Origin of the sequence: Methylophaga sp. UBA2689 (genome assembly GCA_002354555.1) — a bacterium.
Taxonomy (GTDB): Bacteria; Pseudomonadota; Gammaproteobacteria; order Nitrosococcales; family Methylophagaceae; genus Methylophaga.
In genome coordinates, this window is the sequence record DELT01000092.1 from 14,189 (window position 1) to 14,835 (window position 647).

Sequence of the window (647 nt, forward strand, 5' to 3'; positions counted from 1 at the left end):
GCCCAAATGCAGAAACTATTATTGGCTATGGTTGGTAAGCTTTTGTTATTGCTGCTGCAGCTTTATGTCTGAATCTGATTGGTTATCTGGTAGGAATGACCTCACGTCTGATAACCAAAGACCAAAAATAGGCATTGCTCTCATACTCCTATAACGACCAGTAACGCATCATTGCTTAATTCGTATAGTTACGGTGTTAGAAACGGATTTTTCATTTGACTTCCATTTAAGTCATATCTCCGTATCGGTACTACCAAACGAATAGTCAGCTTCAAACGCTGATAGACTTAATTTGTCGAGGATAAGAATCAGCGAGATGTCTTTCATGACTATCATTTATTTCAGCTTGTAGTCGCTGCTTTCTTGGATGCATTGTGCTGACGGTTTTTATACGATTGTCGTTTGGCCTGAACCTTATTTAAATCACTGTCTTTTTTCTTATCAGATGCTATGTAAGCTTGTTGCCCAAGTGCTCTGATTGCATCAGCAATTTTAAAGATACGAACTTGCCATGCATGAGACCTATCTTCTGAATGAGCAAGCGGAACTTCCCCGGCCATCCAAAGCGTTTTAAGTTTCATTGTCAGATTATCCAGCTGACGGATCAGATTCATAAATGCCATGCCTTCTGGGCACGTGATTTTGAT

The 647-nt window shown here is 40.0% G+C and carries 1 pseudogene; it reads right to left on the bottom strand.

The window, feature by feature from the left end:
* Nucleotides 1-341: 341 nt before the first annotated feature.
* Nucleotides 342-647, bottom strand: a pseudogene (locus B3M51_RS11015) (hypothetical protein); the annotation flags it as partial.